The sequence below is a fragment of the Pseudomonas sp. GD03858 genome, from assembly GCF_029840925.1.
Lineage (GTDB): Bacteria > Pseudomonadota > Gammaproteobacteria > Pseudomonadales > Pseudomonadaceae > Aquipseudomonas.
The window spans coordinates 1-1730 of sequence record NZ_JAOCDM010000217.1 but is presented as its reverse complement, the minus strand read 5'-3'; the positions used below and the strand labels follow the sequence as shown (position 1 = coordinate 1730).

The 1730-nt window shown below is 67.0% G+C and carries 1 protein-coding gene; it reads left to right on the top strand.

From position 1 onward, the window contains the following. The coding region (locus N5D48_RS26090) for a condensation domain-containing protein (RefSeq protein WP_279889020.1) at positions 1 to 1730 on the top strand (1730 nt) is incomplete at both ends.

Sequence of the window (1730 nt, the reverse complement as noted above, 5' to 3'; positions counted from 1 at the left end):
ATTGCCGGTGAGCCCCAACGGCAAGCTGGAGCGCAAGGCGCTGCCGGCGCCGGATATGAGCCAGCACCAGCAGGCCTATGTGGCGCCGCAGAGTGCGTTGGAACAACGCATTGCACAGATCTGGCAAGAGGTGCTGGGCATTGAACAGGTTGGCCTGCACGACAACTTCTTCGCCCTTGGCGGTCATTCGCTGCTGGCCACTCAGGTGATTTCACGAGTGCGCCAAGCACTGCAGCGTGAGGTGGACCTGCGCAGCCTGTTCGAGCAGCCCACCCTGGCCTCGTTCTGCCAGGTGCTGGACCAGGCCAAGGCGCAGCCGCAACCGCCCTTGCTGCCACGTTCGCGAGAACAGGCCTTGCCGTTGTCCTATGCCCAGGAGCGGCAGTGGTTCCTCTGGCAGTTGCAGCCGGACAGCAGCGCCTACCACATCCCGTTGGCCCTGCGCCTTGTCGGTCCGCTCGACGTGGCGGCCCTGCAACAGGCCTTCGATGGGCTGCTGGCGCGGCATGAAACCCTGCGCACACGCTTCGTCGAGGAGCAGGGGCGGGCTTGTCAGCGGGTAGAGCCGACCCTGCGCCTGGCGATTGAGCAGGATGCCCTGGCCCTGTCGGGTAGCGCGCAACAGCAGGACGAGCAACTGCGTGGTTATGTGGAGCGCGAGGTGCAACGCCTGTTCGACCTGCGCGAGGGGCCGCTGCTGCGGGTTCGCCTGGCACGCCTGGCGGCGGACCAGCACCTGCTGGTGGTGACCCAGCACCATATCGTCTCGGACGGTTGGTCGATGCAACTGATGGCGCGCGAGTTGAGCGAGCTGTACGCCGCCAGCCTCGAGGGGCGAGCCGCCAGCCTGGCGCCGCTGCCGGTGCAGTATGCCGATTACGCTGCCTGGCAGCGCGACTGGATGGAGGCCGGCGAGCGCGAGCGCCAGTTGGCGTTCTGGACCGGCGAACTGGGTGGTGAGCAACCGGTGCTGGAGCTGCCTACCGACCGTTCGCGGCCGGCGCAGCCGAGCTACCGTGGCGCCCGCGTCGTGCTGCCGTTGCCGGCCGGGTTGAGTGGGGCGCTCAAGCAGCAGGCGCGTGAGCAGGGGGTGACGCTGTTCATGTGGTTGCTGGCCTCGTTCCAGGGCCTGTTGCAGCGCTACAGCGGCCAGGACGATGTACGGGTCGGCGTGCCGATCGCCAACCGCAACCGCCTGGAAACCGAAGGGCTGATCGGCTTCTTCGTCAACACCCAGGTGCTCAAGGCACGGTTCGACGCCGGCCAGTCGTTCAGCGACTTGCTGCAACAGGTCAAGCGCACCGCGCTGCAAGCCCAGGCGCACCAAGACCTGCCGTTCGAGCAACTGGTCGATGCCCTGCGCCCGGAGCGCAGCCTGAGCTACAACCCGTTGTTCCAGGTGATGTTCAACCACCAGGCGCAAGCGCCGGCAAGCGTTGCCGCCGAGGCGGCCGGGCTGCGCCTGGAAGCGTTGGCCAGCGACACCTTCAGTGCCCAGGTCGACCTGAAGCTGGACACCTTCGACAGCGACGAAGGGCTGCTGGCTGGTTTCAGCTATGCCACGGACCTGTTCGACGCGGCCAGCATCGAGCGCCTGGCCCAGCACTGGTTGCGGCTGCTGGAGCAGGTCGTCGCCGACCCGGCGCTGCCGCTCGACCAGCTGGCATTGCTGGATGACGCGGAACGCGAACAGATCGTCGAGCAGTGGAACGCCACTGCCACCGAGTATC